Raw genomic sequence first — 24,140 nt, forward strand, 5'->3', positions numbered from 1 at the left:
TCATCTCCGCATGCATGGCGCCGGTATCGTTCAATCCATTTTCCATCGCAGATCAACAGCCAGAGAGCCTCTGTCAGGCTTTCCATTTTGTACGCAAAATATCATTGGCATAGCGCATCTTAGAACGACGATCGGCTAGAACATGTCGAAAGAGGACTAACTAAATTGCATATCATGGATCAACGCACAAGGTCGCGGAATGCGCTGCTTGCCAAGCCAGGAGACGAGTTTTCAATCGAGTGAGCGAGACGTTCCGTCCTGCAGCCACGTCTTGAGCATCGACGCGCGGCAGTCGCAGTCGGGCGTCGAGTGGACCATCGAGTTCGGCAATCGGATTGTCGGGCATCTCGTGCGATTTCCGGCGATGCCCGGGCGATGAGGCGTGAACGACGCTGCAGGCGTCACCGCCGTCGATCCTCCGATTGTCGGGACCAGTTTTGAAGATAGCTGGGATAGTCCGGCAACTGGCCCGGAACGGACGCCAGCCCCCGCGAAAGGTCCTCCAGCAACGCATTGGCCTGCTCGGAATCGACCGCCTCCGCCAAGGCGTTTTCTTGCGGTACGAATCCTCGGCCGATCAGCGCAGCAATCCACATGTCCTTGCCGAACGCATCTTCATCGCCTGGCACGAACCGACCGCGGCGAACGAAATGGTCGATCGTGTCTGCGAGACCCTCGGTAAGGGTGTCCGGTTGCAAGGAAGATTGGAACAGGCAGAGAAAGTCACCCAGCCGCTCGGCTTGCAGCGACGCCCGGCGGCGATATTCGCCGACCTCGCGCGCCGCGCAGTCGCGGCCGGGAAGCAGATCGAGCGCGCGCGCGATGGCCAGATGGACCAGATGCAGATGGAAGCCGGGCACGGGCGCGGCCGACATTGCTGCGTCGCCGATCGCCAGCACATTCTCGCACCACGGATCGCGCCAGCCGGGCCGGAGCTGCACCACCTCGCGGTCAGCGCCGGTAAGCCGGGACCCGATGTCGAGCCCGCTGTCAGCGTGGAATGCGAGGCCGCGCAATTCGCGATCGCCCAGCCCGACCGCCCACGCCCAGCCGGCCGGTGTCGCTGTGATCGTATCGCAGGAACCGAGTGTCGTCGCCGGGCCGCGTGCGAGCGTGACGGCGTCGGGCAAGCTGGTGGTCCAGGCGGTCAGTTGCACGCCGAGCTGCGATAGCACGGGCGCGTCGGGGCCCGCGCCATCGATAAACAGGTCGGCTGCGATCTGCCGTCCATCCGCAAGCGCCAGCGTCGCGACGCGGCCATCGGCGCGTCGGGTGATCCCCGCGAAAACGCCGGCCGAACGTATAATCCCGACCGCATCGGCACGCGCCGCGAGCAGCGCGCGATATCGCAGCGGATCGATCCGTAGACCATAGTCATAGGTCGAAAGCGGTGAGCGCGGGTCGTCCTCGGGGTGGACGAACTTGCCGGCAGCGGCAAGCACGGCGGCGGTTGCGTGCGCGGAATATGGAAGCGCCGTTCCGGCGCGCCAGCCGCGCGCCCACAACTGATGGAAAGGTATCGATCCGATCGGGACGCCATACTGGCCGTGGACGACGAACGCCGGCGGCCTTTCCGAGGCCGGATCGATGAACCGAGTGCCGAGCAAGGGTGTCCCCGCGCCGGCCGCGATCACCGAGCGCTCGGTCAATCCGATACTGTCGTGGAAGCGCGCGATGCTGGGCCATGCCGTTGTCATCCGGTCGGCCAGCGCAGCGGGATCGGAAGGGGTCTCGACCACCGTGACGGCGATCCCGGGCAGGGCGTGTCGAAACGCCAGCGCCGCCGACAGGGCGACGATGCCGCTGCCCAGCACCACGACCGAACGGATCGCGCGATCAGGGTCAGCCATGTCGCGCCAATACCGCCGCGTGATCGGGCATGGTCGCGACGTCTGTGGCAATGCGGGTGCGGAGCCGGTCCATGGCACCCGATAAAGCCGCCGCGTCGACCGCATCGACGCGCTGATCCCAGCCGGCCGGTAGCACGCCCTGTCCGACCATCACCGCGATCCAGCTCGGCTCGAAGAACAGCCCTCGATCGTAGCGCGCGACGCGGCCGGCGGCGCGGAAAAGGGCGAGCTTGTCGTGCAGCGAATCGGGCACCGTCATGGTGCGGACGTGATCCCAGAAGGGTGAGTCGTCGCGCGTCGTCGCGTGATAATGGAGGATCAGGAAATCGCGGATCCGGTCATATTCGTAATCGACGGCGGTGTTGAACGCCTCACGGTCGGCCGCTTCGATCCGATCGAGCGGAAACAGCGCGATCAATTCCATGATCGCCGCCTGGGCGAGATAGATGCTGGTCGATTCGAGCGGCTCGAGAAAGCCCGACGCCAGCCCGACCGCGATGACGTTGCCGACCCAGCTGCGGCGGCGCCGCCCGGCACGGAAGCGCAGGATACGCGGGTCGGCCAGTGCCGGACCCTCGATCGCGCCGAGCAGCGCGGCGGTCGCGGCATCGTCCGACAGATGCGCGCTGGTATAGACATAGCCATTGCCGACGCGGTGCCGCAGCGGGATGCGCCAGCGCCAGCCGGCCGGCATCGCGGTCGCGCGGGTATAGGGTTCGATCGTCGCGCCGGCGGATGCGCAAGGGACAGCAGCGGCGCGATCGCACGGCAGCCAGTGCGACCAGTCCTCCCATGGTTCGCCCAGCGTATCGCCGAGCAACAGGCTGCGAAACCCGGAGCAATCGACGAACAGGTCGCCCTCGATCCGGGCGCCATCGGCGAGAATTAGCGCCGCCACGTCGCCGCTCAGCGCGTCGCGTTCGACCGAGACGATCCTCCCCTCGGTGCGCGTCGCGCCCAGCGTCTCGGCATGACCGCGTAAATGAGGGCCGAACCGCGTCGCGTCGAACTGATAGGCATAGCTGATATGCGCGAAGGGCGATGCGGGATCCGCCGACGGGCGGGAGAAACGGTTGGCCGCTGCCATGACGTTGCACGGCGAATAGTCGAACAGGTCGCCGGCGCCCGCGCCGCGCATGCGCAACCAATATTGGAAGAAGGGGATGCCATTGAGTGGACGGCCGAAGTCGCCGAACGGGTGGAGATAGCTGTCGCCGATCTTGCCGAAATCGCGAAAGTCGATGCCCAGCTTGTAGGTCGCGTGCGTCGCGGCCATGAACGCGGCCTCGTCGAGGCCGAGCGTCTCGATGAACGCACGCAGATGGGGCAGGGTCGCCTCGCCGACGCCGACGATGCCGATCTCGGCGGATTCGACCAGCTGAACACTACAGGCGTGTGGCAGCAATTTTGCCAGCGCGCTGGCCGCCATCCAGCCGGCGGTCCCCCCGCCGACGACGACGACGCGTTTACGCGGTCGCGACATCGGCCCAGGCGGCGACGAAGGCGCGTGCCCGCGTGGCGACCTCATCTGCCGACATGCCAACGGCGTAGAGCGCCGAGCCCAGGCCGAAGCCGGCGGCACCCGCCTTGCGCCAGGGCGTCATGGTGTCGGGCGCGATGCCGCCCACGGGGAGAACGCGGGCATCGCGCGGCAGCACCGCGCGCATTGCCTTGAGCACGGCCGGGCTGGCCCCCTCGGCGGGAAAGAGCTTCAACGCGGTCGCACCGGCATCCAGCGCGGCGAATGCCTCGCTCGGCGTGACGATGCCGGGCAGCGAGACGAGACCCGCTGCAGCAGTCGCCCTGATCACGTCGAGATTGGCATTGGGCGAAATGATCATCGTGCCGCCGACCTGTTGGACCGCCGTGACATCGGCCACGCGCAGCACGGTGCCGGCGCCGACCACGGCGCGCCCGTCGCAGCGCCGCGCCAGCCGCGCGATGCTGTCGAGCGGATCGGACGAGTTGAGCGGCACCTCGATCAGCGTGAAGCCGGCGTCGAGCAACCCGTCGGCGATCGCTTCGACCTCGTCGGGCCGCACCCCGCGCAGGATCGCGACCAGCGGACAGCGGGCAAAGGCGGCATCGAAATCGGCAATGGCAGTCATGTGATGTGCTTTCCCAGCGTGATGATGCCGGCAACGAAGGCGGCGTGGCTGTCGACGATGTGTGCCTTGCCGCCATTCGCCGCGATGGCGATGGCATAAAGTTCGCCGAGCGCGGGATCGGCCAGCACGTGCACGTCGCCGGTGGCGCCGGTCCGCGCTGCGACATCGCTGCCGATCAGCAGGCCGCTGGCATAGCTGGCGGCATCCGTGTCATCGCGTCGTCCCAGCAGTTTTGCGGCGCGGATGCCGAACAAAGACGCGGCGAGGTCGCGTGCCTTGCCCGCCTCGACGCCGTCGCGAAAGGCGCTTCCCGCGGTCACGTCGGCGGTCAATTGCGATGCGAGCAGGCCGTGGCCGCGCAACAGCGCGAACAGCTCGCCGGTCATCGCGGTCGTGAAGTCGGCGATGTCGCCGCCGACCATGCGCACCCATTTGCAGTGCGTGCCGGGCTGGCACAACAGGCTGTCGGCGGGCGCCATCCCCGCCGCGACCGCGCCGAGCAGCTGTACTTCTTCGCCGCGCATGACATCGGCGTGGCTGTCGGTCAGCAGCGAAACGCCCGGCACGATCGCGGTCCGCGCATCGATCCAGCCAAGCCCCGCGGCCAGTGCCGCGAAGCCGGCCGGGGCGGTGACATAGGGTATCTCGCGCCAGCCGATCGTCGAGCCCACCATGCCTGCCAGCAATATCGGCAGGTCGCCGAAGCGGGTGCGGATCGCGGCGATTTCGGCGGGATAGGCGTCGCGCGTCAGGCTGGTGACGCCCTGGCCGTCGCGCGAGGTGGCAACCACATTGCCATCCTCGATACGAAACACCCGCCGATTGGTCGTGCCCCAATCGACTGCGATGAAGCTGCCTGGGAAAGCCGTCACCGCGCCTTCACCACCACGTCGCATAGAGCGCGATCAGGATCGCGATGATCAGCGCGGCGGCGATGTTGAACCCCATCGAGGTGCGGAAGCTCACCCCCTTCATCGTGATGAGATTGCTGCCCGCGCGCGGCATCTGCAGCAGCGAGACGATCACGGCCAGCGCGAGCGCGACGAAGAAGACGATCATCATCCGGTTCATGAACGGAATGGCGTTGAGCATCGCCGAGCCCCCGGCGCTCGCCGGGAACCAGAAGATGAAGCTCAGCACGACCGACGCGATCGCCCCGACCAGCGCGCCGCCTTCGGTCGCGCGCGGCCAGAACAGGCCGAGCAGGAAGATGATGGTGATGCCCGGCGTCACGAAGCCGGAGAATTCCTGGATATATTGAAACGCCTGGTCGAGGCTGCCGAGCAACGGGCGCGCGGTCGCCATCGCCAGGATGATCGCGACCACGGCGGCGATGCGGCCGACGCGCACCAGCTGCTGCTCATGCGCGGGGGTGTCCGTCCCGGCGTCGCCGCGCGCCTTGACGCTGGCGAACTTGGCATAAATGTCGAGCGTGAAGATCGTCGCGATCGAATTGATCTTGGAGGCGGTCGAGGCGACGATCGCGGCGATCAGCGCGGCGAAGACGAGGCCGAGCAAGCCGGTCGGCAACAGCGCCATCATCGTCGGATAGGCCTGGTCGGGCTTGGCGAGGTTGGGCGCCAGCACCAGCGCGGCAATGCCCGGCAGCACGATGATGACCGGCATCAGCAGCTTGAGGAAGCCGGCGAACACCACGCCCTTCTGCGCCTCGGCGAGGCTCTTGGCGGCAAGCGCGCGCTGGATGATATATTGGTTGAAACCCCAATAGCTGAGATTGGCGATCCACATCCCGCCGACCAGCACGCTGATCCCGGGCAAGTCCTTGTAGTGCGGATTGTCGCGCCACAGGATCATGTGGAAATGGTCGGGCACGCGGTGCACCAGCTCGCCGAAGCCGCCGATCACGCCGCCGGCGCCGCCGATCTTGGACAGGGTCAGGAAGGCGATCACCAGGCCGCCCAGGACGAGCAGCGTCACCTGGACGATGTCGGTCAGCGCGACCGCCTTCAGCCCGCCGCGAATCTGGTAGAGCAGCGCGAAGCTGCCGAGCAGGACGAGCGCCAGATCCTGGTTGACCCCCGCGACCTGCGTCACCGCGATCGACCCGAGCCAGATGATCGAAGTGAGGTTCACGAAGACGTAGAGCAGCAGCCAGAAGACCGCCATCACGGTGCGGATCGTCGGCCCGAAACGCTGCTCGAGGAACTGCGGCATCGTGTAGATCTGGTTCTTGAGGAAGATCGGCAGGAAGAACTTGCCGACGATCAGCAGCGTCAGCGCCGCCATCCACTCATAGGATGCGATCGCCAGGCCGATGGCGTATCCCGAACCCGACATGCCGACGATCTGCTCGGCGGAAATGTTCGCCGCGATCAGCGAGGCGCCGATCGCCCACCATGGGAGCGACTTGGACGCGAGAAAATAATCCGACGTGTCCTTGACGTGCCCGGCCTTTTCCCGCGAAACATATTGCGCGAGGCCGAAGATCGCGATGAAATAGGCGATCACGACGGCGACATCGATCGTTGCAAGGCTCATGCGTCACTCCCCAGGCTGGCATGGCGGATCGACTCGCCGAAACTCGACCGCCCCCGCGTCTTCGCGGTCGTAGCATTATTTATATGACTTATTCGCATTGTCTAGCAGGGCAAATCGCGGGTAAGGAAGGCATCGTTGCACACACGGTCCAAGATGACAGGCGAAACATGGCGAGTGGCTCCCCTTTTGAGGATATGGATCCCGGCGAGATGCGGCCCGCGCTCGGACGCAATCTGACCTACGGCATGCTCGACAGCCTGGGCCGGGCAATCGTCACCGGCCGCTATGAGGATCAGCCGTTTCCGACCGAGGCACAACTCGCACAGGCGCACGGCGTCAGTCGTTCGGTCACGCGCGAGGCGGTCAAGATGCTGACCGCCAAGGGCCTGCTCAGCGCGCGGCCACGCCAGGGCACGATCGTCCAGCCTCCCGCCACCTGGAATCTGTTCGACACCGACGTGCTGCGCTGGCTGCTCGAGCGCAAATTCTCGGTCGATCTGCTGCGCCACTTCAACCAGTTGCGCGTCGCGATCGAGCCCGAGGCGGCGGCGCTGGCGGCGCGCTTCGGCGGGGCGGAAGATTTGCGCGGGATCGATGCCGGCCTGGCGCGCATGCTGGCCGCCGAGCAGGGCAATGACGAGCCGCTCGAAGCCGACATCGCCTTCCACGTCGCGATCCTCAAGGCCTCGAAGAACCCGTTCTACGCGCAGTTTCGCGATGTCGTGATGACCGCGCTGCGCACCTCGATCCGCTTCACCAATCGCATCAAGGGCCGCACGGCGAGCGTCGCCGACCATGGCGCCGTTCGTGACGCGATCGCGGCGCATGATCCCGACGCGGCGCGTACGGCGATGCGGCATCTGATCGGCGATGTCCTTTCGCTGATCGAGCAGGTCGAGGCCGACCGCGAAGCCGCGGTCGGCGCCCGCTGATTACGGCGTCATCTTGATCGGCACGATTTGCCCATATTGGTCGTAGCTTATCGGCTGGATCGCGACACGGCGGTCGTCTTCATACGGCCCGTCGCCCTTCTTGCCCTCCCAGCGGTGGTAGACGATCCACGACGAACCGTCCTTAGGGTCCTGTACGAAGCTGTGATGGCCGGGGCCCTTATATTTCTTGTCGCTTTGCAACAGCACGCCGCGATATTTCCACGGGCCGAGCGGCGAGGGCGCCATCGCATAATGCACGGCATAGCCGGCCGTGTTCCATGGGCCGTGGCTGTACGACAGATAATAGATGCCGCCGCGCTCGTGCATGAACACGCCCTCGGTGAACAGCGGCGGCTGTTCGATTTTGACCTCCTGGTCGATCGTCACCATGTCGGGCTTCAACGTGAAGACGCGCAGCTTCGCGCCCGCGCTGCCGCCGGCATAAAGGTAGCGCGTCCCCGACTTGCGATCGACGAACACCATCGGGTCGATCGCCTCGAAGCCGTTCCCGCCCGTCAGCAGCGGCTTGCCGCTGTCGACGCACGGTCCTTTCGGCGTCTCGCACACCGCGACACCGAGCCTGCTCGGCGTCGGATTTTGCGGGCCGACCGAGTAATAGAGATAATATTTGCCCGCTGCCGCCACCATGTCGGGCGCCCACAGATAATGCCGGGGCTGCTTGTCGTCCTTGACCCAGCCGATATCCTTCAGCGCGAGCAATTCGCCGGCGCGGGTGAACGAGATGCGGTCGGGCGAGGACCAAGCCTCGAGCTTGTCGCCCCGCCCGGTGGGATCGACCCACAGCTGCCCTTCGAAATAGGCGGCGGCGGGATCGGCCCCCACGATCACCGATTTCACTTCCTGCGCGGAGGCCGCACCCGGCAGGAGCAGCGCCGCGGCGGCGGCGAGAAGTGTCGTCTTGCGCATCGCCGGCCTCCTCAGTTGGCCGGCGGCACCACGCCCTTCGGCGCGGTCGACAGGCGGGCGATGAGATCGGTTTCGGCGACGCGATACGGCGTGCCGTCGGCGCGCAACACCTCGTGGAACCAGATCGGCGGCTCCTCATAGGTATAGGGCTTTTTCCAACTGTCCCAGGGCAGCCGGGTCTGCGTCTTGCCGTCAACGAACCCCCAGTTGAACATGCCGATGTTGAGCTTCTTGCCGATCGGCAGCGAGCCGTCGAAGGTCGAGCCGTTGCCGCGCGCCATATATTCGGTGCACAGCACCGGCCGGCCATAGCCCAGCATCTGCCGCGCCCGCACGATGAAGGTCTCCGGCCAGCTATAGTCGTGAAAGCTGATCACGTCGGAGCGTGCGATCTGGATCCGCTCGACCGCATCGAGCGTCGCCGCATTGTCCCAATGATCGCCGGTCCACACGCCGGACGTCAGCGGCTGGGTCGGATCGGCCGACAAAGCCCAGTCGAACACCTTGTCGAGCAGGGCGGCGACCAGCTTGGTCTTGTCGGGCGTGGGCGCGTAATTGCCGCCGCCGCCATTATTGGGCTCGTTCCACACGTCCCAGCCGAGGATGCGGTTGTCGCGCGCAAAGCTGCCGACGACATCCTTCACATAACCTTCGAGCTTGCCATACTGGCTCTTGTCGGCCAGCCGCGCCGCGCCCGGGGCCTGGACCCAGCCCGAATTGTGTACGCCCGGGATCGGGGGATGCTGCGGTCCGGCGACGGGATTGGGATCCCAGCAGCTGTCGAACAGCACGAACAGCGGCTTGATATGGTGCTTCGCGGCGATCGTCAGGAACGTGTCCATCCGCTGCTTGAAGCCCTTGGCGTCATCCTCCCACAGCATGTTGTGGAGGAACACACGCATCGTCGTCATGTGCAGCTTTTCCGCCCAGCCGAGTTCCTTGTCGATCGTCGCCGGATCGAAGGTCTCGGGCTGCCACATCTCGAGCTGGTTGATGGCGCTGGCGGGGGTGTAGTTCGACCCGACCAGCCATGGCTGGGCATCATACCAGCTCTTGGCCTGCGCCTTGGTCCACATGTCGCGCGCCTCGGCGGGCGCGCCGGCGAACAACGCCGCGCTGGCGGCGAGGGAAAACAGGATGCGGTAGTTCATCGAAAAGTCTCCGCTTATCGGGCGCGCTGGCCGGTGGTCAGCCGATAGGTCATCACATTGCGATAGGCTTGGCCGGGTGCGAGCCGCGCCGAGCCGAATTTCGGCCGGTTCGGCGTGTCGGGGAAGATCTGCGGCTCCATCACGAAGGCGTCGCCCTCGCGGTAGATGTGGCCCGATTTCCCCGAGCTCGTCCCGTCGAGGAAATTGCCCGAATAGAATTGCAGTCCGGGCTGGTTGGACCACAGCTCGAAACCGCGGCCCGAGGCGGGGTCATAGGCGCGTGCCATCAGGTGCTGGGTCGGCGTCACGTTTCGGCCGACGAGCCAATTATGATCGTAACCGCGCCCGAACACGATCTGCTCGTCGCTGGCGGTGCGGACGCGCGCGCCGATCGCGTGCGGCGTGCGGAAATCGAACACCGTTCCGGCGACGGGCCGGATCTCGCCGGTCGGGATCGCGCCGCTGTCGGTCGGGGTATAGGCATCCGCCGGGATGGTCACCAGCGTGCCCATCGCGCCACTGGCCGAGCCTTCGCCCGACAGGTTCCAATAAGCGTGGTTGGTGATGTTGGCGATCGTGGCGCGATCGGTGGTGGCGCGATATTCGATCGTCAGCGCGTTGTTCTCATCGAGCGAATAGATCGCGTCGACCGTCATCGTCCCGGGATAGCCCTGGTCGCCGTCGGGGCTGACATAACGCAGCGTGACCGATGCGGTCGGGCCGGATTTCACCTCGACCACCTGCCACAGCACCTTGTCGAAGCCGACCGTGCCACCGTGCAAGGAGTTGACGCCGTTGTTGACCGGCGTCTGATAGGTCGTGCCGTCGAGCACGAAGCGCCCCTTGGCGATGCGATTGGCGAAGCGCCCCACCGTGCCGCCGAAATATTGCGGTTTGGCGAGATAGTCGTCGATCCCGGCATAGCCCAGCGCGACGTCGGCGCGCTTGCCGGCGCGATCGGGCATCACGAGCGATTGCAGCGAGGCGCCGTAGGCGATGATCGTCGCCGACACGCCGTGCGCGTTGCGGAGCGTGACGGCCGGGACCGCGCGCCCGTCGGGCAGCTTGCCGAAGCTCGAGCGCTTCGCCTCCGCCGCCAGCGCCGGGCTGGCCGCGACGCCAGCCAGCATGGCGAGCGCGCCGATCGTCGCTTTCGTGATGTGCCTCTTCATGACCCTGTCCTCCCGTATTAATGGCTGTCGCGCGGCAGGCCCCTGGTCTGGGCTATCCGCTGAAATTTCACCGCATTCTCGAACACGGCACCGGTGTCGAACTGGCCGACCAGATCGCGGTGGATCTCCTGCCACGGGGTCTGCGCCGCCGGGGCAAGCGTGTCCCCCGTCGTCGCCAGCGCGGCACGACGGCGTTCGATCTCCGCCTCGTCGACCAGCATGTCGACGCGCCGGGCGTTGAGATCGATCCGCACGCGGTCGCCGGTCTGCACTAGCGCGAGCCCGCCGCCGGCGGCAGCCTCGGGGCTGGCGTTGAGGATCGACGGACTGCCGCTGGTGCCCGACTGGCGGCCATCGCCGATGCACGGCAGGGCATGCACGCCGGCGCGGATCAGGGCGGCCGGCGGTCGCATGTTGACGACCTCGGCGCCGCCCGGATAGCCGATCGGGCCGGCCCCGCGCATGATCAGGATCGTGCGATCGTCGATGCCGAGTGCCGGATCGTCGATACGGTGGTGATAATCCTCGGGCCCGTCGAACACGACGACCTTGCCCTCGAAGCAATTCGGCGAGGCGGGGTCGGCGAGGTAGCGCGCGCGGAATTCCGGCGAGATGACGGACATCTTCATCACCGCCGAGCTGAACAGATTGCCCGACAGGACGGTCAGCCCCGCCGCCGCGCGCAGCGGGCGCGCGAAGGGCCGGATGACGTCTTCGTCGGCAATCTCCGCCGTCCCGACATTCGTAGCAACCGACTGGCCGTTTGCCGCGATCGCGTCGCCGACGAGCAGCCCGGCACGGAACAGTTCACCCATCACGGCCGGCACGCCGCCGGCGCGGTAATAATCTTCGCCGAGATAGTCGCCCGAAGGCTGGAGGTTGACGAGCAGCGGCACGTCGGCGCCGTGTGCCTCCCAGTCTGTCAGCGTGAGATCGACGCCGGCGTGCCGGGCAATGGCGTTGAGGTGGATCGGCGCATTGGTCGATCCGCCGATCGCCGAATTGACGCGGATCGCGTTGAGAAAGGCGGAGCGGGTGAGGATGTCGCTTGGCTTGCGGTCGGCCTGGACCATCTCGACGATGCGGCGACCGGTCTCCCACGCGCATTGCTGGCGGTCGCGATAGGGCGCGGGGATCGCCGCCGAGCCGGTCAGCGACATGCCGAGCGCCTCGCACAGCGAGTTCATCGTCGTCGCGGTGCCCATCGTGTTGCAGAAGCCGGTCGAGGGTGCCGACGAGGCGACCAGTTCGATGAAACCCTTATAGTCGATCTCGCCGGCAGCGAGCATCTCGCGCGCCTTCCACACGATCGTGCCCGATCCGGTGCGCTCGCCCTTGTGCCAGCCGTTGAGCATCGGCCCGACCGACAGCGCGATTGCCGGGATATTCACCGTCGCCGCCGCCATCAAACACGCCGGCGTGGTCTTGTCGCAACCGATCGTCAGCACCACACCGTCGAGCGGATAACCGTAGAGCGTCTCGACCAGCGAGAGATAAGCAAGGTTGCGGTCGAGACCTGCCGTCGGACGCTTGCCGGTTTCCTGGATCGGGTGCGTGGGAAATTCGATCGGGATGCCGCCGGCGTCGCGGATACCGTCCTTGACGCGCTGCGCGAGCACGATGTGGTGGCGGTTGCAGGGCACGAGGTCACTGCCGGTCTGGGCGATGCCGATGATCGGGCGATCCGACTGCAGCTCTTCGAGGCTGAGACCGTAATTGAGATAGCGCTCGACATAGAGCGCCGTCATGTCGGGATTGCCCGGATTGTCGAACCAGGCCCGCGAACGCAACGCCGGGCGGGTCGGTGCCTTGCGACCCGCTTGTTCGATCCCGTCGCTCTTCGTCTCGCTCAAAGGCCCCTCCGCTGCGCCCGTCGCGCCATCGATCATGGCGTCGCGGTGAATTCGCCGGCTTGATATCGGCTCGCCCGCCGAATAGAAAGCATATATATCGTATAAAAGAGCAAGGGGGCGGAAATGGGCGACGGAAACAAGGCGCCGGCAGGGTCAATCCGCGTTGGGCCGATCCGCATCGGGCTGGTCGGGATCGGCAAGATCGCGCTCGACCAGCATGTTCCGGCACTCGCCGCCGATTCGCGCTTCACGCTGGCCGCCACCGCGAGCCGTCACGGCCGCGTGGACGGCGTTCCCGCCTATACCGACATTGCCGCGATGCTGGCCGGCCCCGAACGGCTCGATGCCGTGTCGCTGTGCACGCCGCCCGAGGGGCGACTCGATATTGCGCGTCAGGCGATCGCGGCCGGAGTGGCGGTGATGCTCGAAAAGCCGCCCGCCGCCTCGCTGGCTGAGGCCGAAGCCCTGGTCGCGGCCGCGCAGGCGGCGGGCGTGCCCTTGTTCACCAGCTGGCACTCGCGCGAGGCGGCGGCGGTCGGCGATGCGCGGGCGTGGCTGGTCGGCAAGGCCGTGTCCGCCGTGCGCGTCACCTGGAAGGAAGACATTCGCCGCTGGCACCCCGGCCAGGAATGGATCCTCGCCGAGGGCGGCTTCGGCGTGTTCGATCCGGGCATCAATGCGCTGTCAATCGTCACCGCGCTGCTCGCCGAACCGGTCATCGTCGATCGGGCGCATTTGCGCATCCCGGCGGGGCGCGGCTCGCCGATTCAGGCCGTGGCAGCGTTGCGTGCGGGCACGGTGCCGATCGCGGTCGATCTCGACTTCCTGCAAACCGGCCCGCAAAGCTGGGACATCGAGATCGAAACCGACGCTGGCGCCGTGACGTTGACAGATGGTGGCGCGACCATCGCGTTCGATGGCGGTGCCGCTGTCACGGCGCCCAACCGCGAATATCCTCGCCTCTACACCCGCTTCGCTGAGCTTGTGGCGACAGGCAGCTCGGACGTGGACCTGGCCCCCCTGCGTATCGTCACCGATGCGCTGACGATCGGATCCCGGGAAGAGGTTGCCCCCTTTGCTTTCTGACCTCCAAATCTGAGGTTCATCCGTCTTGTCTTATTTGTCAGATTAATCTCTTGTAAATCGTGTTGCGCCGGGCCTATAGCAGCGTGCGCGTTAGCTTCCGACCACAGGGGGCGAACCGCACATGCCAATTAAGGGGAGGTGTCATGCGCCTGAAGTCCATCATCCTGGGATCAACATCGCTGCTGGTGCTCGGCGCCGCGCTCCCTGCGGCCGCCCAGACCGCGCCATCGACACCGCCGACCGCGCCCGACGCCGGCGACGACGCCGCAGCCGGTACCGACATCGTCGTGACGGGGCTGCGCAGGAGCATTGAATCGGCACAGGCGATCAAGCGGGACTCGATCCAGCAGGTCGATTCGATCGTCGCCTCGGACATTGGCAAGCTCCCCGACATCGCCGTGTCGGATACCGCCGCGCGCATCGTTGGCGTCCAGGTCGATCGCGGCGGCGGCGAGGCGAGCCGGGTGCTCGTCCGCGGCCTGCCCGATTTCACCACCACCTATAACGGCCGCGAGATCTTTACGGCCGAGGCGCGTTCGGTCGCTCTGCAGGATTTTCCGTCGGGTGCGATCTCGGCGCTCGAAGTGTACAAGAACACAACCGCTGACCTCGTCGAGGGCGGTCTCGCCGGCGAAATCAACGTGCGCTCGCGCCGACCGTTCGATTTCGATGGCTTCAAGATCGCCGGCTCGGCCTGGGGTCTCTACACCAAGCGTTCGAAGAACTACGATCCCAATGGCAACCTGCTGGTCAGCGACCGCTGGGACACCGGCATTGGCGAGATCGGCGTCCTTGTCGGCGGCTCTTACACCCGGCTGCGCTATCTCGATTCGACGCGCTCGAACACTGACTATGTCGCCAACAGCGGCATCGGCCCGGCCGGCGCGAATGTCCGCTTTCCCGATATCCAGCGCATCGATTTCGGTCAGGGCGATCGCGTCCGCCCGTCGGTTAATGGCGCGATCCAGTGGCGCCCCGCACCGGGCCTCGAATTCTATGGCGAGGCGTTGTGGCAGGGCTTTCGCAACAAGGTCTCCGACCGCGAGACCAGCGTCCCGCTATGGGGTGGCTCGGCTTATTCCAACGTGGTCACCACCGGGTCCGGGCCAAATGCGCGCGTGCAGAGCCTGACGGTCACCAACCCGTTCCGCCCCGATGGCTTCCAGGGCGCGACCTATGCCAAGACCGACACATATCAATACGCGCTGGGCGGAAAATACGACACCGGCCGGCTGCATGTCACCGCCGATCTCGCCCACACCACCAGCACCTTCCTCGATTCGATCTACAGCTTCGACACCGCCTATGCCGCGCCGACGACCATCACGGCCAATACCGGTGTCGGCAGCCTCGACGCCGGCCCGAGCTTCACCTTTGCCAACGGTGTCGATCCGACCAAGGCGTCGAACTACATCTATCGCGGCTTCTTCGACCGCCAGCTCATTGCACACGGCTCGGATTATCAGGGTCGCATCGACCTCGCGTACGATACCGGGGTGCCGGCGCTGACGCGGATCGAGGCGGGGTTCCGCTATGTCGACCGCGACGCGCATTTCGAGGATGGCAGCCGCTACTCGTCGCGCGAGGGCGAGCGTTTGCCGCTGAGCGCGGTGCCGGTGAGTTATTATGTCGCGCCGAGTGGTTTCCCCGGCAGCGATCCAACCACGCTGCGTGGCTATTACACGCCGACCTATGACAGTATTCGTAACAATATTGCCCAGCTGCGCGCCTTTTCGGGCTTCGCGCCGGGTGCGCCGCCGCCCGATCCGTCAGTAACCTACTCAGCGAACGAACGATCCTATGCCGGCTATTTTCAGGCCAAATACGCTTTGGGCGATACCGCAGGGATTCATGTCGATGGTGTGGTCGGGCTGCGCGTCGTTGAAACCGACCTGCGGATCAACGGCACGAACCGCATTCGCAATGCCGGTGCGCCCGACAGCTTCGCGCCGATCACGGTCACCAAGACCTATTATGACTGGCTGCCCAACGCGAGTGCCAGGCTGCACTTTACCGACCAACTGCAATTGCGCTTGTCCTATACCGAAACCCGCACGCGGCCGAGCTTCTCGCAATATAATCCCGGCCTGGCGGTCGATCCGCCGACGAGCGGCAATGCGACCCGCTTTGCCAATGGCGGCAATCCTGATCTGAAGCCGCTGCATTCGCAGAATTTCGATGCGTCGCTGGAATATTATTTCTCGCGTACCGGGTCGATCTCGGGTGCGGTGTTCCGTCGCAACCTCAACGGCTTCATCCAGAATTATAATCAGGCGATCATCGATCCGACCTTCGGGCCGATCACCGTCAACCGGCCGTACAATACCGGCCGCGGCAGGATCGACGGGTTCGAGGCGCAGGCGACGACCTTCCTCGACTTTGCGATGTTGCCGGCATGGGCGCACGCCTTCGGTGTCCAGGGCAACGTCACCTATCTCGACGCAAAGACCGGCGTGCCCGCGTCGCTGGGTGGCACGGTCACGCAGGCGCCGATCATCGGCGTGTCGAAATGGACCTACAACCTCGCGGCCTTCTACGAACTCAACGGGCTGGCGATGCGGGTGTCGTGGAACCATCGCGGCGCCTATCCCTCGCGGTTCGAGCCGCGCGGGGGCGATACTTACGCCGAAACCACCAAGGGAATCGGCCGCCTCGATCTGTCGGCGAGCTACGACGTCATAAAGAACGTCACGATCTTCGCCGATGCGACCAACGTCCTCGCCAAGCCCCTGGTGACCTATCTGACTTATGGCTTCAACGGCGGGGCCGACCCGGTAACCTTCCCCCGCGCCGTCCGGTACGAAGAGTCGGTCTACTCGCTCGGCGTTCGCTTCCGCCTTTGATGTGATGCGCGCCGCTTCGCCTCAGCGCAGGCGAAGCGGCGTTGCCGCGAGACCCAGCCTCGCCATAGCTGGAATTGCATGTATGCCCCGCCGGGGGGGGCATCACGCCAACTTCTCAAGATACTCCCATACTTTCGACACGACGACCGATCCTTCGCCGACGGCGGAGGCGACGCGCTTGACCGATCCGGCGCGGATGTCCCCGACCGCGAAGATGCCGGGTTGCGAGGTCGCGAAGGGCGAATCCGCGCCGGCGTCTGCACCGGTCCTGACGAATCCCTTGTCGTCGAGCGCGACCAGATCCGACAGCCAGCCAGTATTGGGTGCAGCCCCGATCATGATGAACAATGCGCGCGTATCGACGTCACGCGTCGCGCCGGATGCGATGTCGCGGATGGTGACCCCTTCGAGATGGTCACCGCCGCGTAGCGCCACGACCTCGGCACCGTAATTGATGGCGATCGCCGGATCGGCCTCCAGCCGGCTTGAGAGATAGTTCGACATCGATGCGGCAAGCGATCCGCCACGCACCAGGACATGGACGCATTTGGCGGACCGGCTGAGATACATCGCCGCCTGACCGGCCGAGTTGCCGCCGCCGATGATGACCGCCTGCGTGCCCTTGCAGTAGCGCGCTTCGACCTCGGTCGCGGCGTAATAGACACCATTGCCCTCGAAATGGGCAAGCCGGTCGATCGGCAGCCGGCGATATTGCACGCCCGACGCGACGATCACCGCCCGGCCGCGCACGCGCTCGCCATTGTCGAAGGTCGCGCAGAATTCGTCCACCTCCAGCCGCTCGAGCGAGGCGACGCGGCGCGGCATCGCGAAGCGCGTGCCGAACTTCATCGCCTGCACTTCTCCGCGCCACACGAGATCGCCACCGGAAATGCCGGTCGGAAAGCCCATATAGTTCTCGATCCGGCTCGACGTGCCCGCCTGGCCGCCGATCGCCACGTCCTCGATCACCAGCGCACGCAGCCCTTCGGCGCCGGCATAGACTCCCGCCGCGACCCCGGCGGGGCCGCCCCCGACGATCAGTACGTCGAATGCCTCGTCGTTGTGCAGATCGCGGTTCAGGCCGAGAAGTTGCGCGATCTTTTCCGGCGTCGGATCGGTCACCACCACGTCGCGTCCGAAGATGACAGCCGGCTTCGCCACCGCGATCGAGCAGGTCTGTGCGGTTTCGGCGGCTTCGGCGCTGTCCAGTCGCAGCGAGGTGTAGGGGATGCGGTTGCGGCTTGCGAACTCGGCAATGTGGCGGACCTGCCTGTCTTCTTCCTCGCCGATCAGCTTCAGCGTGCTGTCGCGGTCATCGAGCTGGCGACGCCGGCGCGCGGCGAGGACGGTGATGATGATATCCGACATCTCCGGGATCTGCCCCATCAGGGTCAGCAAGGCATCGCGCGGAACCTCGATCACGCGGGTTGCGCGTACCGCCCGCATCGCCATCGACCAGGCACCGCCGCTCAACAGGGCAATCTCGCCCATGAATTGCGCCGGTCCCAGCGTCGAGGGGAGATGGCGCTCGTCGGTATAGGCGTTCACGACCTCGATCTCGCCGTCTTCGACGTATCGGAAGCAATTGGCGGGATCGCCCGGGCGCGCCAGGAACGCGCCGGCCGGGTATGTCACCACTTTGCCGGCCGAACGAAGCGCCGCGACGTGCGAATCGGCCAGCGGCGTGCGTTGCATCTGGCGCAGATCGGCGCCGATCGTTTCCATGCCTTGTTCCTCCGGTCCTTTCCGGGCGGCCCTCAGTGCAGGCGGGGAATCGGGCCGCGCTGTTCGGTCTGATCGATGAACGTCTCATCGACATAACACCAGCCCCAAGCCTCAAGCGGGTCGTAACCTTCGATGATCGGGTGCCGGGTCTGCTGAATATGCGCGTTTCGTGTGGAAGCCGTCCGATATGGCTGCAAGATCGGCAGAGCCGGAGTTGAAGCCAGGCCGGGCCGATCTTGGACCTCGCCGCCTGCGTCGGTATCGGCCTGCCCGGATTTGAAGGCCCGTTTCGACAATCAAATGTCGCAGCCAGAAATCAGCCGTCAGAACCGACGCGTACCTCAGGTGCTGCAGAATGTCCCCGCGGTCACTTCTCCGCGACGCAGCGATTGCGCTGTGTGCCGAGCCCGGTGATCGTTCCTTCCATCACGTCGCCATCCTTGAGGAAGACGCCGAAGGCCGATCCGTTGCCGTAGGGCGAGCCGGTGCAGATCACGTCCCCGGGCATGAGCTCGACCCGGTCGGAGAGATAGGCCACCTGCCGCTCGATCGACGCCATCATGTCGGCGGTACTCTCGTCCTGGTAGACCTTGCCGTTCACCGACAGCCGGATGGTGAGGTCATAGGGATCGGCGACGCATTCGCGCGCCACGATCGTCGGGCCGAAGGGGAGGAAGGTCGGGAAGCACTTGCCCGACAGCCAGTCGGCGCCGATCGCCGATCCGTCGCGGCGGAAGATGTGGTCGCGCGCGGTGACGTCGTTGACGACGACGAAGCCCGCGACAAAATCCATCGCCTCCTCGGGCGCGACGTGCCGTGCGCGGCGACCGATCACGACGCCGAGTTCCAGCTCCCAGTCCGGCTTCGCGACATTGTTCGGCAGCACGACCGCGTCCTGCGGCCCGACCACGCAGGAGGGCAATTTGACGAAACAATAAGGCAGCGCATTCTTGCGCTCGTCCATCATCGCCTCGACCTGGCGCTGGCGCTCCTCGGTGCTGAGGCCCTCATGCTCGGCGGTGCGCATCGACGGGTCGCCCATGATCAGGCCGACGACGTGCTTCTTGTAATTGGCGCCGGTGCAGAAGATCTGGCGTGGCACATAGGGCGCGTGGATCGTCAGCGTGTCGAGCGGGCGTGCGGCGGCATAGAGCGCGGGGTCGGCCGCCGCGCGCCGCAACGCCGGCAGGACCGCCTCCCAATCCCCGAGCAACGGGAGCAGGTCGCGGTGCTCGCCGGTCTGGGCCAGCGGGACGGCGCGATCGTCGATGACGAGCGCGACCTCCGCTTGCTGGTCGAAAGTTACCGTGGCCAGGCCGAAGGTCATCGCGCTCTTTTCCATCAATAAGGCTGTTGCAGCTGGTGCATCGTGTCGCCCAGCAACATGGTCGCCGGCATCTGATCGCCGGCCGCCATCTCGATCTCGCCGATCCTGACCGAATTCTCGACCACGAGCCGGGCCCGCTCGAAGCGCCGCGCCATGAAGCCGACCAGTGCGCTGTCGACCGACGCGTGAGCGGCGACTTCCTCGGCGAGCACGAGACCGTCCTCGACCGCGATGCCCGCGCCCGACGCCATGTGCGGCGTCGTGGCGTGCGCCGCATCACCGATCAGCACGATCCGGCCCTTGTACCACGGCGCGGGCAGCAGCATCCATTCGAGCGGCCGGTAATTGACCTGCGAGGCCGCGCCCAAGCCGGCGCACACCGCCGGGATGTCGCCGCCGAACGGCGCCAGCAGACCGGCGAGATGGGCAAGCTGCTGCTCGGGGGCGAACCATGGATTGTCGGGCACATGTTCGAGCACGAACAGGTACATCTCGGTCGGGGAAACCGGATTGATGCCCAGCTTGACGGCCGCGCCGACATACATTTCGGTGCGGTCGATATGGGCCGGGCGGCCTGCGAGGATGCGCCAGCACCCCTGGCCGGTGAAGCGCGGCGCGGCCGCTTCGGGAAACAGCATGCGTCGCGTGTCGGAAAAGATGCCCTCCGCTGCCACGACGAGATCGTAGCGACCCGTGGCGCCATCGGAAAAGGCGACGTCGACGCCGGCGCCATCGTCATCGAGGCGGACGGCCTTGATGCCGAGCCGTACCTCGACCCCCGCCTCGCGGACCGTTCGCGACAGGATGTCGTGCAGCACCGGACGCATGATGCCGCCGCTCGACTCGATCGGAAGGGGGTGTTCGGGAACGGGTGATTGCATGATGACGTGACCATCGACGCTGCGCAGTCGAATGCCGGCGCCGACGAAACCCCGCTCGCGGACCTCGTCCAAGATACCCAGATCGTCAAAGGCGCGGAGCGACATGCCGGTGAGGCTGATCCCGGCGCCATAGACGCGCCATTGCGGATCGGAATCGATCAACGTCACGGCGATGCCATGCCGGGCGAGCGAAATGGCGGCGGACATGCCGCCGACACCGCCCCCGATGACGAGAACCCGGTCTACCATATCAAAACCCTTCCGCCGGCGCTCAGGCCGGGACCTGCCACAAGCCCTTGTCGGGACTCAGTTCCGCGTGCGGCACATTGCCCGGGATGATCCGTCCGGTTCCCCACTGGTCGGTGATCGCGGGTGTCGGCGCGAAGGTCTGCGGCACCCAATGGTCGTCGTCGACATGCTCGAGGTCGGAGGTATATTCGACCGCATTGCCATTGGGGCTGAGAAAGTAGCTGAAGGTGTTGTTGCCGGCGGTATGGCGGCCGGGACCCCAGGTCAGCGTGACATTGTTCTCGTGCATGCGCGCCAGGCCGCGCATCATCTCGTCGACCGAGCTCACGTCGAAGGCGATATGGTTGAGCGTGGGCGGCCCGGGCAGGATGGCGAGGCGGTGGTGCGCCGTGTTGCAGCGCAGGAACACCATGAAATCGCCGATCCAGTCCGACAGCCGGAAACCGAGCACTTCTTCGTAAAAGGCCTCTAGCCGCTTGATGTCGGGCGAGTGGAGCACGACGTGGCTGATGCCGAGCGGAATCGCCTCGCCCTTTTCGAGCGTGCGGTGCGCGCGCTGGGCGCCATCGCACACCACCTCGAGCGCGCGGCCCTCGGGATCGAAGAAGCGGCAGGCATAGCCGCCGGCCGGACCTTGCGCGGGGCCGGGCTCGGCGATGACCTTCGCGCCGGCCGCTATCGCCTTGGCGAAGATCGCGTCGACCACATCGCGCCCGTCGGCCGAGAAGCCGATCAGATCGGTCTTGCGCTCGGCATCCTCACGCAGCCGGATGACGAACGGATGCGGCGATCCCTCGGCGGCAAGATAGACCTTGCCGTCCTGCTCGGCGACCTCCACCAGCCCCCAGGTCGTGCCGAAGAACGCGCGTTCCGCGGCAAGATCCGGCACCGCCAGCGCGACATATTGCAGATCGTTTACGCGTGCCATGAACCCTGCGTCCCTCATCACTATCCTCGCGGTCGTCTCATATTCCGTCATGCGGGAATTTACAACCCGGCGCGGCCCTAGCGGAACCGCGCGGCGAGGCGAATGCCATAGCTGCGTGGCGCTTCGTACGAGCCGATATAGATGCCGCTGGCCGCGACCTGCGACACGGCAAAGACGCGGCGATAATCTTCGATATTGTTGATGAAGCCGGTGACCGACCAGCGCTCGTCCGCCGGCCCGAAGGTGATCGCCGCGTTGGAGGTCGTGCCGGCCTTGGCGTAGATATAGGAGGAATAGCTCGGGTCTTCTTGCGCCGGCCCGCGATAGCGCGTCCCGGCCTGCAGCACGATCTTGTAGTCGCCGAGCGGGACGGTCTGCTGCGCGTTGATGTTGAACGACCAGGCCGGTGTGTTGACTGCCGGCTGACCCGAACAGTCGATATGGTAGACCGCCTCCGTCACGCCGTTGATGACGCTGTTGCCGGCTTGCGCGCCGCACATGGTCGGTGGCGGCGGACCCTGATTGGGCACGTCGTACAGGAAGCTGTCATAGCGCGTGTGGACATATTGCACGCTCGCCGACAGCAAGGTGTTGCGCGTCAGCAGGAACTGGGCGTCGGCATCGAAGCCGTAGATCGTGCTGCTGCCGACATTGCGCGTCAGGAACACCGTCGTCGGGGGCGTGCCGAGATCGAAGCCGAAGGTGCTGAACTGCTGGTTGCGGTATTTCCAGTAGAAGCCCTCGATGTTGAACTGCACCTTGTTGTCGAGGAAGCGGTTCTTGCTGCCGATCGTCCATGCCTGGATCGTCTCGGGCTTGTAGCTTTCGAGACCCTGGGCAAAGGCGAAGCCGCCGGCGTGATAGCCGGTCTCGTAACTGACATAGGCCATCGAGCCGGACGAGAAGCGATAGTCGGCGCCGAGCCGATAGGTGAATTTCGTATTGCTGAGCCCGGCGTTGATCGAGGTCGGGGCGTTGAGCACGAAGGGCGCCGTCTGCGATCCGCCAAAGGCGGGCGGCAGCGCAAACAGCGGCACATTGGTCACCGGAATGCCGTTCGCGGCATAGAAGGCGCGCAGCGACGCCGCGTCAGGCAGCAGCGGAATGAAGGGCAAAGTCGGGCACTGGTTGGGCGGGAACGTGGCCGGATTGCCGCAGAACAGGATATAAGTGTCGCTGATGCCGTCGAAGCGCTTCTTGTCCTGCGTGTAACGGCCCGCCGCGGTCAGGCTGAGTTTCTCGCTGGCGTGCCAGGTGAGTTTACCGAAGCCGGCATAGGAATCGGTCGTCGTGGTGAAGTTCTGATAGGGCACCAGCACGAACTGGGAGAAATAGGTGTTCGCGCGGACATGCTCGCCGAAATAATAGCCGCCGAGCACGAAATCGAACGCACCGGCCTTCCCGGCATAGCGCAGCTCGGTGCTGAACTGGCGATCCTTTTCCTTGGTGCCGGCGCCGTTCATGCCGGGGGTGATGAGGTTGTCGAGCTTCGACTCGCGATAGGCGGGGACGAGCGTCAGCGTGCCCGGCCCGACGCTCCAGTTGGTCTCGCTGAGAATGCCCCAGAAATTATTGTCATTATAGGGCCGGCCCTGCACCACCTCACCGGCGCGCCCGGCCTGCACGATATAGTGCGACGCCAGATAGGCCTGCGATTTCGGGCTGAAAATGCCCTCTCCCGGCGCATAATTGGTCGGCGTAAAGGTGTAACCGGTGAAACCGGTCTGACCGAAATTGGGCGTGGCGGTCCCGACATAGGTCGCGAACAGCTTGGCGCCGCCCTGATGGGCAAAATCGGCGGAGATGCGCGTGTTGAGCGTCGGGGTCAGCTCGGCATAGAGCTGGACGCGCGCGCCATATTCGCTCTGGTCGTTGGTGCCGTCATTATAGAACGGGTCGTGCGACGCGTAATTGCCGGCGATGCGGAAGGCCGCCTTGTCGCCGATCGGCAGGTTGACCGCGCCCTGCGCGGTGAGCGCGTTGTAATTGCCATAGCTGGCCACCGCGTCGACCGTGCTCTTGTTGAGTTGCGGCCGGTTGGGGATGACGTTGATCGCGCCGCCCGTCGCGTTGCGGCCATAGAGCGTTCCCTGCGGCCCCTTCAGCACCTCGACGCGCTGGAGGTCGTAGAAGCTGCCGCTGGTCGAGGACGGGCGCCCGATATAAACGCCGTCATAGTTGAAGGCGACCGCCGGATCCGAATAGGCGTTGATCGTGGTGTTGCCGACACCGCGCAGAACGAAGGTCGTGTAGGACCCGCCCGTGCTTTCGGCGACGAGCGCGGGGACGACCCGTGACAGATCCTCGGGCCGGGTCACGGCCTGCCGCAGCAGATCATCGGGCTTGACGACGCTGATGGCGATCGGCGCGCGCTGCGCACTTTCGGAGACGCGCTGCGCGGTCACGACGATATCCGCCAGTCCGACGCCCGAGTCGGGCGTGGTGGCGTCGGGCACGGACTGCGGCGCCGGTGCGCCCCTTTCGTCAGATGTCGTCGATGGTGCCACCTGTGCAGCGGCGGGCGATATCATCGCCAGGGTGCTGGCGGTAGCGAGCAGCAAGACCACGCTCTTCATTATCGTCTCTCCTCTCCGATCGGATGCGGCTAA

18 protein-coding genes are annotated in these 24,140 nt (G+C 65.7%); 3 read left to right on the forward strand and 15 right to left on the reverse strand.

Going from position 1 to position 24,140, the window contains the following annotated elements:
- Positions 1–401: 401 nt before the first annotated feature.
- From U1839_RS10925 to U1839_RS10945, 5 genes are read right to left on the reverse strand one after another with little or no spacing between them, the layout of a single operon-like run.
- A complete protein-coding gene (locus tag U1839_RS10925) occupies positions 402–1,850 on the reverse strand; it encodes a tryptophan 7-halogenase (protein ID WP_332803665.1) in 1,449 nt (482 codons plus the stop codon).
- Positions 1,843–3,333, reverse strand: a complete 1,491-nt coding sequence (locus U1839_RS10930; protein ID WP_332803666.1) for a tryptophan halogenase family protein — start codon at positions 3,331–3,333, stop codon at positions 1,843–1,845. Before U1839_RS10930 ends, U1839_RS10925 begins: the two co-directional genes overlap by 8 nt.
- Positions 3,317–3,958 (reverse strand): 2-dehydro-3-deoxy-6-phosphogalactonate aldolase, encoded by a 642-nt coding sequence (locus tag U1839_RS10935; RefSeq protein ID WP_332803667.1) that lies wholly within the window; start codon positions 3,956–3,958, stop codon positions 3,317–3,319. The genes U1839_RS10930 and U1839_RS10935 overlap by 17 nt, the downstream gene beginning before the upstream one ends.
- On the reverse strand, positions 3,955–4,830 hold the full coding sequence (locus U1839_RS10940; RefSeq protein WP_332803668.1) for a 2-dehydro-3-deoxygalactonokinase: 876 nt from the start codon (positions 4,828–4,830) through the stop codon (positions 3,955–3,957). The genes U1839_RS10935 and U1839_RS10940 overlap by 4 nt, the downstream gene beginning before the upstream one ends.
- Positions 4,831–4,837: 7 nt before the next feature.
- Positions 4,838–6,457: a sodium/sugar symporter gene (locus U1839_RS10945; protein ID WP_332803669.1), complete on the reverse strand. Its 1,620-nt coding sequence runs from the start codon at positions 6,455–6,457 to the stop codon at positions 4,838–4,840.
- Between the two features lie 209 nt (positions 6,458–6,666).
- Between U1839_RS10945 and U1839_RS10950 the strand changes: the two genes are divergently transcribed.
- A complete protein-coding gene (locus tag U1839_RS10950) occupies positions 6,667–7,389 on the forward strand; it encodes a FadR/GntR family transcriptional regulator (RefSeq protein WP_332803670.1) in 723 nt (240 codons plus the stop codon).
- Here the strand turns inward: U1839_RS10950 and U1839_RS10955 are convergent, their stop codons facing one another.
- From U1839_RS10955 to U1839_RS10970, 4 genes are read right to left on the reverse strand one after another with little or no spacing between them, the layout of a single operon-like run.
- Positions 7,390–8,316, reverse strand: coding sequence for a family 43 glycosylhydrolase (locus tag U1839_RS10955; RefSeq protein ID WP_332803671.1), 927 nt, complete (start codon positions 8,314–8,316; stop codon positions 7,390–7,392).
- A gap of 11 nt (positions 8,317–8,327) precedes the next feature.
- Positions 8,328–9,467 (reverse strand): glycoside hydrolase 5 family protein, encoded by a 1,140-nt coding sequence (locus tag U1839_RS10960; RefSeq protein ID WP_332803672.1) that lies wholly within the window; start codon positions 9,465–9,467, stop codon positions 8,328–8,330.
- A gap of 14 nt (positions 9,468–9,481) precedes the next feature.
- A complete protein-coding gene (locus U1839_RS10965) occupies positions 9,482–10,639 on the reverse strand; it encodes an aldose epimerase family protein (protein WP_332803673.1) in 1,158 nt (385 codons plus the stop codon).
- Positions 10,640–10,656: 17 nt separating this feature from the next.
- Entirely contained in the window at positions 10,657–12,387 is a 1,731-nt protein-coding gene (locus U1839_RS10970) for an IlvD/Edd family dehydratase (RefSeq protein ID WP_443030607.1), read from the reverse strand.
- A gap of 228 nt (positions 12,388–12,615) precedes the next feature.
- Between U1839_RS10970 and U1839_RS10975 the strand changes: the two genes are divergently transcribed.
- Together U1839_RS10975 and U1839_RS10980 are read left to right on the forward strand one after the other, a co-directional pair.
- Positions 12,616–13,578, forward strand: a complete 963-nt coding sequence (locus U1839_RS10975; protein ID WP_332803674.1) for a Gfo/Idh/MocA family protein — start codon at positions 12,616–12,618, stop codon at positions 13,576–13,578.
- A 143-nt stretch (positions 13,579–13,721) separates the two neighbouring features.
- A complete protein-coding gene (locus U1839_RS10980; protein ID WP_332803675.1) occupies positions 13,722–16,421 on the forward strand; it encodes a TonB-dependent receptor in 2,700 nt (899 codons plus the stop codon).
- Positions 16,422–16,523: 102 nt separating this feature from the next.
- On the opposite strand, the gene U1839_RS10985 is transcribed toward U1839_RS10980, so the two are convergent.
- The 6 genes from U1839_RS10985 to U1839_RS11010 all read right to left on the reverse strand — a co-directional run bounded on the left by U1839_RS10985 (position 16,524) and on the right by U1839_RS11010 (position 24,107).
- Positions 16,524–18,146, reverse strand: a complete 1,623-nt coding sequence (locus tag U1839_RS10985) for an FAD-dependent oxidoreductase (protein ID WP_332803676.1) — start codon at positions 18,144–18,146, stop codon at positions 16,524–16,526.
- Positions 18,147–18,178: 32 nt separating this feature from the next.
- Positions 18,179–18,442 (reverse strand): hypothetical protein, encoded by a 264-nt coding sequence (locus U1839_RS10990; RefSeq protein WP_332803677.1) that lies wholly within the window; start codon positions 18,440–18,442, stop codon positions 18,179–18,181.
- Between the two features lie 71 nt (positions 18,443–18,513).
- Positions 18,514–19,473: a fumarylacetoacetate hydrolase family protein gene (locus U1839_RS10995; protein WP_332803678.1), complete on the reverse strand. Its 960-nt coding sequence runs from the start codon at positions 19,471–19,473 to the stop codon at positions 18,514–18,516.
- Positions 19,474–19,487: 14 nt separating this feature from the next.
- On the reverse strand, positions 19,488–20,603 hold the full coding sequence (locus U1839_RS11000; protein WP_332803679.1) for an FAD-dependent oxidoreductase: 1,116 nt from the start codon (positions 20,601–20,603) through the stop codon (positions 19,488–19,490).
- Between the two features lie 22 nt (positions 20,604–20,625).
- Entirely contained in the window at positions 20,626–21,531 is a 906-nt protein-coding gene (locus U1839_RS11005; RefSeq protein ID WP_332803680.1) for a VOC family protein, read from the reverse strand.
- A gap of 77 nt (positions 21,532–21,608) precedes the next feature.
- Complete coding sequence (locus tag U1839_RS11010) at positions 21,609–24,107, reverse strand: TonB-dependent receptor (protein ID WP_332803681.1); 2,499 nt, start codon at positions 24,105–24,107, stop codon at positions 21,609–21,611.
- Between the last annotated feature and the right edge of the window lie 33 nt (positions 24,108–24,140).

The organism is Parasphingomonas halimpatiens, assembly GCF_036663795.1.
In the GTDB taxonomy this organism is placed as follows: Bacteria; Pseudomonadota; Alphaproteobacteria; order Sphingomonadales; family Sphingomonadaceae; genus Sphingomonas.

Excerpts from the sequence above, each read along its gene's own strand:
- U1839_RS10975 (WP_332803674.1), top strand. The coding sequence starts at position 12,616 with ATGGGCGACGGAAACAAGGCGCCGGCAGGGTCAATCCGCGTTGGGCCG.
- U1839_RS11010 (WP_332803681.1), bottom strand. The coding sequence starts at position 24,107 with ATGAAGAGCGTGGTCTTGCTGCTCGCTACCGCCAGCACCCTGGCGATG.
- U1839_RS11000 (WP_332803679.1), bottom strand. The coding sequence starts at position 20,603 with ATGGTAGACCGGGTTCTCGTCATCGGGGGCGGTGTCGGCGGCATGTCC.
- U1839_RS10980 (WP_332803675.1), top strand. The coding sequence starts at position 13,722 with ATGCGCCTGAAGTCCATCATCCTGGGATCAACATCGCTGCTGGTGCTC.
- U1839_RS10925 (WP_332803665.1), bottom strand. The coding sequence starts at position 1,850 with ATGGCTGACCCTGATCGCGCGATCCGTTCGGTCGTGGTGCTGGGCAGC.
- U1839_RS10985 (WP_332803676.1), bottom strand. The coding sequence starts at position 18,146 with ATGGAAACGATCGGCGCCGATCTGCGCCAGATGCAACGCACGCCGCTG.
- U1839_RS10930 (WP_332803666.1), bottom strand. The coding sequence starts at position 3,333 with ATGTCGCGACCGCGTAAACGCGTCGTCGTCGTCGGCGGGGGGACCGCC.
- U1839_RS10960 (WP_332803672.1), bottom strand. The coding sequence starts at position 9,467 with ATGAACTACCGCATCCTGTTTTCCCTCGCCGCCAGCGCGGCGTTGTTC.
- U1839_RS10970 (WP_443030607.1), bottom strand. The coding sequence starts at position 12,387 with ATGACGGCGCTCTATGTCGAGCGCTATCTCAATTACGGTCTCAGCCTC.
- U1839_RS10995 (WP_332803678.1), bottom strand. The coding sequence starts at position 19,473 with ATGACCTTCGGCCTGGCCACGGTAACTTTCGACCAGCAAGCGGAGGTC.
- U1839_RS10950 (WP_332803670.1), top strand. The coding sequence starts at position 6,667 with ATGCGGCCCGCGCTCGGACGCAATCTGACCTACGGCATGCTCGACAGC.
- U1839_RS10955 (WP_332803671.1), bottom strand. The coding sequence starts at position 8,316 with ATGCGCAAGACGACACTTCTCGCCGCCGCCGCGGCGCTGCTCCTGCCG.
- U1839_RS11005 (WP_332803680.1), bottom strand. The coding sequence starts at position 21,531 with ATGGCACGCGTAAACGATCTGCAATATGTCGCGCTGGCGGTGCCGGAT.
- U1839_RS10935 (WP_332803667.1), bottom strand. The coding sequence starts at position 3,958 with ATGACTGCCATTGCCGATTTCGATGCCGCCTTTGCCCGCTGTCCGCTG.
- U1839_RS10965 (WP_332803673.1), bottom strand. The coding sequence starts at position 10,639 with ATGAAGAGGCACATCACGAAAGCGACGATCGGCGCGCTCGCCATGCTG.
- U1839_RS10945 (WP_332803669.1), bottom strand. The coding sequence starts at position 6,457 with ATGAGCCTTGCAACGATCGATGTCGCCGTCGTGATCGCCTATTTCATC.